At 66.0% G+C, this 6,318-nt stretch carries 6 protein-coding genes and 1 tRNA gene; 6 read left to right on the top strand and 1 reads right to left on the bottom strand.

The genetic code is table 11. The features are described 5' to 3' along the window. Positions 1-36: 36 nt before the first annotated feature. Together ABD088_RS13660 and ABD088_RS13665 are read left to right on the top strand one after the other, a co-directional pair. The gene (locus tag ABD088_RS13660) at positions 37-846 is read left to right on the top strand and encodes an SGNH/GDSL hydrolase family protein (protein WP_343902501.1); all 810 of its coding nucleotides are present in this window, start codon (positions 37-39) and stop codon (positions 844-846) included. A gap of 76 nt (positions 847-922) precedes the next feature. Further along, a tRNA-Asn gene (locus ABD088_RS13665) sits at positions 923-998 on the top strand. Positions 999-1,053: 55 nt separating this feature from the next. Here the strand turns inward: ABD088_RS13665 and ABD088_RS13670 are convergent. Next, entirely contained in the window at positions 1,054-2,277 is a 1,224-nt protein-coding gene (locus tag ABD088_RS13670; protein ID WP_343902503.1) for a multidrug effflux MFS transporter, read from the bottom strand. A gap of 194 nt (positions 2,278-2,471) precedes the next feature. Between ABD088_RS13670 and ABD088_RS13675 the strand changes: the two genes are divergently transcribed. The 4 genes from ABD088_RS13675 (at position 2,472) to ABD088_RS13690 (ending at position 6,169) form a co-directional block, all read left to right on the top strand. Continuing rightward, positions 2,472-3,281 (top strand): phage holin family protein, encoded by an 810-nt coding sequence (locus ABD088_RS13675; RefSeq protein ID WP_343902504.1) that lies wholly within the window; start codon positions 2,472-2,474, stop codon positions 3,279-3,281. A 96-nt stretch (positions 3,282-3,377) separates the two neighbouring features. Next, complete coding sequence (locus tag ABD088_RS13680) at positions 3,378-3,998, top strand: CDP-alcohol phosphatidyltransferase family protein (RefSeq protein ID WP_343902505.1); 621 nt, start codon at positions 3,378-3,380, stop codon at positions 3,996-3,998. Beyond that, complete coding sequence (locus tag ABD088_RS13685) at positions 3,986-4,894, top strand: DMT family transporter (protein WP_343902506.1); 909 nt, start codon at positions 3,986-3,988, stop codon at positions 4,892-4,894. Before ABD088_RS13680 ends, ABD088_RS13685 begins: the two co-directional genes overlap by 13 nt. 84 nt (positions 4,895-4,978) lie before the next feature. Then, positions 4,979-6,169, top strand: a complete 1,191-nt coding sequence (locus ABD088_RS13690) for a glycosyltransferase (protein ID WP_343902507.1) — start codon at positions 4,979-4,981, stop codon at positions 6,167-6,169. The last annotated feature ends 149 nt before the right edge of the window (positions 6,170-6,318 follow it).

Raw genomic sequence — 6,318 nt, forward strand, 5'->3', positions numbered from 1 at the left:
GCCGAACGGCGACGTCCCACTTGTAGCATCGCGGACATGGCAAAACGGCTCGTCGCGATCGGCGACTCCTTCACGGAAGGCGTAGGAGATTGGGAACCGCGGCTACCCAATGGCGTCCGGGGCTGGGCCGACCGCGTGGCCAAGCAACTGGGCAAGGCGGATCCCGAGTGGGAATACGCGAACCTGGCCATCCGCAGCCGCCGACTGCGCGGCATCATCGACGAACAAATTGAACCGGCCCTGGCCATGGATCCGAGCGTCATCACCTTCTACGCCGGGGGCAATGACCTGTTGGAACTACGCCAGGACGTGCCGGCACTGTTGGAGGAGTACTCGCGAGCAGTCGCCCGACTGTGTGCCTCCGGTGCACAGGTCCTGCTGTTCACCGGATTCGACATCCCCTTGCATCCGGTGTTCGAACCGATGCGTCGACGCAATCAGCTCTTCAACGCGCACGTCCGTGAGCTTGCCGCTGAACACGGGGCAACGCTCGTGGACTATTGGACCTGGGATGTCTACCAGGACCGCCGCATGTGGGACACGGACAAGCTCCACATGAATCGTGCCGGGCACCGGTATCTGGCCATCCGGGTCCTGGAGATCCTCGGCGTGGAGCACCAGCTCGCCTTCGAACCCTTCGGTCCCGCCGAACGGGTGACGGCCACCCAGGCCCTGCTCCGCGACGTCGAATGGGCGCGCCAGTGGGTCTTTCCGATGTTCGGACGGCGTCTGCGCGGGGTCACGCTGGGAGACGACCTGCGCCCGCGTTGGCCGGAACCGATCCGGCCCGCCGACGGAATGAAGAAGGTCTATCGGAAACGTCGGCAGGGCGCGCCCGCTGGCTGACCGCCAACTGCCGGGGCGAAGGCCGCCCACGATTCGAAATTCACCGGCCCTCCTGCTAATGTTTTACTCGCTTCATTCCCCCGTAGCTCAATTGGCAGAGCATTCGACTGTTAATCGAAGGGTTACTGGTTCGAGTCCAGTCGGGGGAGCCAGCAGAGGGCGTCCGCCCCGCCGACACGGCGGGCCGGACGCCCTTCTTGGTTCTGGTCAGGTCATGCGCGGCACCTGCCGCGGACGGACCACCAACCACAGCGCCGCGATGGCCAACACGATGCACACGGCCATGACCGACCCCATCGGTGTGGCACTGCCCACCCCGAGCAAGCCGACCACGGGGGAAATGGCACCGGAGAACCCGAACGTCGCGGCACCGAGCAGTGCCGCAGCCGTTCCCGCCTGGGCTCCATGGCGGTGCAGCGCGAGTCCTTGGATGCACGGGAAATTGAAACCGGTGGCACAGATGTAGAACCAGAGGGGTATGGCGGTTCCCCACAACCCCAGATGCAGCTGGTCCCCGGCAATGATGCACAGGGCAAAGAACACCTGGGCGATCGTGGCCCCGGCGATGATCCACTGGGCACCGAATCTGCGCACCAGACGGGCGCTGGTCTGCACGCCGGCGACCACCCCGAGCGAATTGACCATGAACAGCAGCCCGTAGGCCTGCTCGTTCAACCCGTACACGTCCTGGAAGACAAAGGGCGATGCCGAGAGGTAGGAGAACAGGCCGGAGAAGTTCAACCCGCCCACCAGCAGCAGCCCCACGAAGACCCGGTCGCGGAGCACCAATGCATAGCGCCGGAGGAGCTTCGGCGCGTTCGTCGGGCGCCGTTCCGGTGGCAGCGATTCGGTCAGCAGCAGCACGGCCGTGGCGAAGGCGAAGATGCCGTACCCGGCCAGGGCGCCGAAGATTCCGTGCCAATCGGTGAACAGCAGGAGTTGCGAACCGATCACCGGAGCGAAGATCGGGGCCATGCCGTTGACCAGCGCCACGTAGCTCATCATCTTGACGAGGCGGAGCCCGTCATAGAGATCGCGCACCATCGCGATGGCCACGACCGAGCTTCCAGCCGCCCCCACACCCTGCAGGACGCGGAAAATCATCAGCGGTCCCAGGTCCTCGGACAGCGCGGCGCCGGTGGAGGCCAGCACGTGCAGGACGGTGGCCGCGATGAGCGGGCCGCGGCGGCCAAGCCGGTCGCTCAGCGGACCGACCAGCAGTTGTCCGGCGGCGAAACCGAAGACAGTCCCGGTCAGGGTCAATTGGGCGGCTGCCTCGGTGATCCCCACATCGGTTTGCAGGGCCGGAATGGCCGGCAGGTACAGGTCGATCGTGAACGGGCCCAGTGCGGTGAGCATGCCCAGCACCACAATGCGCAGGATCTTGGATCGGCGGTCGGGGGAAGGCGCGGGGAGTCCGGGCACAAGCATCCTCGGGTCGGGGGAGGGGATCAGGCATTCGGCGCCCGAAGGAGCGTCCGGGTACGCTCCACAGCCTATCCGGACGCGGCGCTGCGGGAGGTCTGCGGCCGTCCACCGTTCACGGGCACGCGCCCCAACTCGGTCAAGATGGTAGGTTTTTGAGTGCACAGGCCCATCTGGGCCGCCATCGAAGGAGGACCAGGATGACACGAACAACGTCCGGACGTCGCCCGTCGTCGTTCAGCGGGTTGATCAAGCTTGCGGGCCGATTGGTTCCCAAGCAGCTGAATGATGAAATCCAGCTGGCCGTCACCCAGATGAAAACCAAGGGCATCCAGGCCGGGATCGGTGCCGCGTTCGCCGTGGTCGCCGTCGTATTCCTGGCCTTCATGGTCGTCGCCCTGATCACCTCCGGGATCCTGGGACTCGGTCTGGTGTTCAAGCCGTGGCTCGCAGCCCTCATGGTTGCCGCTCTCTTCCTCGTGATCGCCGCAATCCTCGCATTGATCGGCATCGCGAAGATCAAGAAGCAGCTCCCGTTGATTCCAGAAGATGCCATCCGTGGCGTGAAGTACGACCTTGGGATCGCCAAGGAAGGCCGCTCCTTCGACCCGTCCACCCTGGACGAGAAGAAGACGAAGGAAGACAAGGTCGCCGAGGCGGAAAAGAAGAAGGCCGACAAGGCGGAGAAGAACAAGGACAAGCCGGCACCGGCGTCCTACAACGAACTGCTCAAGCGCTCGCAGGCCCGTCGCGAGCACCTGGCCGAGGTCCGCGACGACCTGGCCCCGAAGCTCGACGTCAAACGCCAGGCGAAGGAGAAGTCGGCCACCGCCAAGACCTACGCCCAGGATGGCAAGCTCCGTGCCCGCCATGCCCTGGACGAGCGGATCCACCAGCAGCCGCCGGCGGATGCCGGGCAGCTGGTCAAGGACCGTTGGCAGCCGCTGGCCGTCATGGGCGCATCGTTGGTCGCACTCGCGGCGTTTGTGCGCAAACTGCGCAAGTCCTGATCGGGTCGGCCCCGCAACACGGCTGAATGCGGTGGCCGGACGGACACGAACAGGCCACGACGCTGGCCGGAGACGGCAGCGAAAGGGGAAGCACGCGTGAAGCTCATCGGTGCCGGTGGCCGTGATGACATCGACTACCGTGTGCTCACCACTTTCTGGACGGTTCCGAACCTGATCACTGTGCTGCGGTTCGGACTCGTCCCCGTCTTCGTCTGGCTGGTGGTCTCCGACCACTACGCCTGGGCCACCCTGGTCCTGGTCGTGCTCGGGGCGACCGACTGGATCGACGGCTACGCGGCCCGGCGGCTGAACCAGATCTCGACAGTTGGCCAGTGGCTGGACCCCGTGGCCGACCGCCTGGCGCTGACCGTCGTGGCCATCGTCTTCGTGGCCGATGGCATCGCCCCGGCCTGGCTGGTCTATTCGATCGTGATCCCCGACATCGTGTTGATCATCAACGCCTGGGTGCTCTTCCGCGGCAATCCGAACCTGGCCGTCAGCAACCTCGGCAAGATCCGGACGGCGCTGCTCCTGGTCGGCACCCCCCTGCTGCTGCTCAGCCAGGTCGAGGCCGCCGAGAGCGCAGTGCTGGAAGGACTGGCCATCGTGATGCTGGCCATCGCCTGCCTGCTGCACATCGTGGCAGCGGTCTTCTACTTTCGGCTCGCCCGACGCAAGGCGCGCACCTTGGAATCCGGGGGAACATGGTCTGGCTAGCGGTGTGCTGCGCGGTAGCCGCCGCCTTCTTCCTGGCCTTCGGCACGCAGCGCCAGAGCAGCGCCGTGCGTGCCAGCAGCGGCGGACTCGCCGTGTCCTCCCGCGGCATCCTGCGCATGCTGGCGAACCCCCGCTGGCTGACCGGACTGCTGTTGATGGGTTTCGGTACCGTGCTGAACGTCTATGCGCTGGCCTCCGCGCCGTTGACCGTCGTCCAGCCCATAGGGGCGATCGCACTCGTCATCACCACGGTGGTCAACTCCCGGGACCAGGGAATCAGGATCAACCGACCCACCGTACTGGCCATCACCGCCTGCATCACCGGGAGCATCGGCTTCGTGCTCCTGGCGATCAATGCCACCGTCTCCACCCACGACGTGAGCCGGCCCCAGGAACTGGCCACGGTGCTGCTGCTCTCCGTCGTCGTCGCCGCATTGCTGGGCATCCTGATCACGTTCCGCCGCAGGATCGGGGCCTTCATCTACATCATGGGCGCCGGCGTCCTGTTCGGATTCGTGGCCGTGCTCGTACGCACCATTGCCATCGGGCTGATGGACCCCAACGGCAAGTTCCTGGGCAACATCGCCTGGTATGTCATCGTCGCGGTGGCCGTCGCCGGCCTGCTGGGTACCTATTGTGTGCAGAACGCCTACTCCAGCGGTCCGCCGGACCTGGTCATTGCCGGATTGACGGTCATCGACCCCATGATCGGCATCGCCATCGGGGTCGGCATCCTGGGCGAGCTGCGACCCGACGTGCACCCGGTGGTGGCGATGTCCATGGTCGGAGCCGCCGTCATTGCTATCGTGGGTGTCATTGCGTTGTCACGTCATCATCCAGATGTCCTGCAACGCCAGGAAGAAGCACGACGCCGGCAGGCGCCTTCGGGGGCCTAGCCCCGTCGGCGGAAGGACCACCGTCGGCATGACGTCCTCGACCCATAGCCCGACCCACCCCCGAGCAGCAGGAGCCAGCCCCCAGTGAGCGGTGACAAACCCCTGACCATCCTCATCGCAGCGGACACCTACCCGCCGGACGTCAACGGGGCGGCGGTCTTCTCCCACCGTCTGGCCACCGCCATGGCCGCGCGTGGACACACGGTACACGTCGTCGCCGCGCGCGAAGTCAACGGCCCCAGCACCGTCGAACACCGCGCCGAGGCAACTGTCCACCGGCTGCGTTCGCACAGCCAGCCGACCAAATCGACCTTGCGGTTGTGCCTGCCCTGGGATGCAAAGCGTGACATCGCGCATATCCTGGACGAGGTCAAGCCGGACGTCGTGCACGTCCAATGCCACTACATGATCGGACAGGCTGCCGTGAACGAGGCGGCACGCCGGGGGATCAGGACCATCGCCACCAACCACTTCATGCCGGAGAACGTCGATCCGTTCCTGCCTTTCCCCAAGTGGTTCAAGCGCATCGTGGCCCGCAACTCCTGGCGGGACATGGGCAAGATCATGGGCCAGGCAGCAGTGGTCACGACCCCGACGCCGTTGGCCGCGCGGGCCATGAAGCGCCACGCCCACCTGGGCAAGGTCCTGCCGTTGTCCAACGGCATCAACGCGGCCAACTACCAGCTCGCTCCCGGCGAGGAACTTGAGCCGGCCCCCTGGCCCATGATCCTCTTCGTCGGCCGACTGGCCTTTGAGAAGAACGTCATCGTGCTCGTCGAGGCCCTGGCCCAAACCACTTCCGAGCCGGCCCCCCACCTGACGATCGTCGGCTCCGGCGAACAACGCGAGCCCCTCGAGCGCCGGGCCGCCGAATTGGGCCTGAAGCACCGGGTCCACTTCACCGGCCACATCGACGACGCGGCACTGCGCAACGCCTACCTCCAGGCCGACGTGTTCTGCCAGCCCGGCACCGCCGAGCTCCAGTCCCTGGTGACCCTGGAAGCGCTCTCAGCATCGACCCCGGTCGTCCTGGCCGATGCCATGGCGCTGCCGCACCTCGTCGACGACGGCGTGAACGGGTATCTCTTCGAACCGGGCAACGCCCGGGAACTGGCCGGCAAGCTGGATGCCATCCTCGCCCTCGCCCCGGAGGACCGGGCGCGGATGGGGGCCGCCGGCCTGGCGAAGGCCGAGCAGCACAGCGAGGCCAAGACGATGGACATCTTCGAGGCGCTCTACCGGGGTGCCGACGCCGACGATTTCCTTCCGGCGTGAGAACCTGACGTCGTTGCAGCCCCGGACTCCGGTTTCCATTAGGATGACAAGGGCCGCAGCGACACCGGACGGTGGTGGCAGGGGGCGATAGCTCAGTTGGTTAGAGCAAGGGACTCATAATCCCTGGGTCGTGGGTTCAAGCCCCACTC

The organism is Arthrobacter rhombi (assembly GCF_039526245.1).
Classification (GTDB): domain Bacteria; phylum Actinomycetota; class Actinomycetes; order Actinomycetales; family Micrococcaceae; genus Arthrobacter_H; species Arthrobacter_H rhombi.

Excerpts from the sequence above, each read along its gene's own strand:
- ABD088_RS13660 (WP_343902501.1), top strand. The coding sequence starts at position 37 with ATGGCAAAACGGCTCGTCGCGATCGGCGACTCCTTCACGGAAGGCGTA.
- ABD088_RS13675 (WP_343902504.1), top strand. The coding sequence starts at position 2,472 with ATGACACGAACAACGTCCGGACGTCGCCCGTCGTCGTTCAGCGGGTTG.
- ABD088_RS13685 (WP_343902506.1), top strand. The coding sequence starts at position 3,986 with ATGGTCTGGCTAGCGGTGTGCTGCGCGGTAGCCGCCGCCTTCTTCCTG.
- ABD088_RS13670 (WP_343902503.1), bottom strand. The coding sequence starts at position 2,277 with ATGCTTGTGCCCGGACTCCCCGCGCCTTCCCCCGACCGCCGATCCAAG.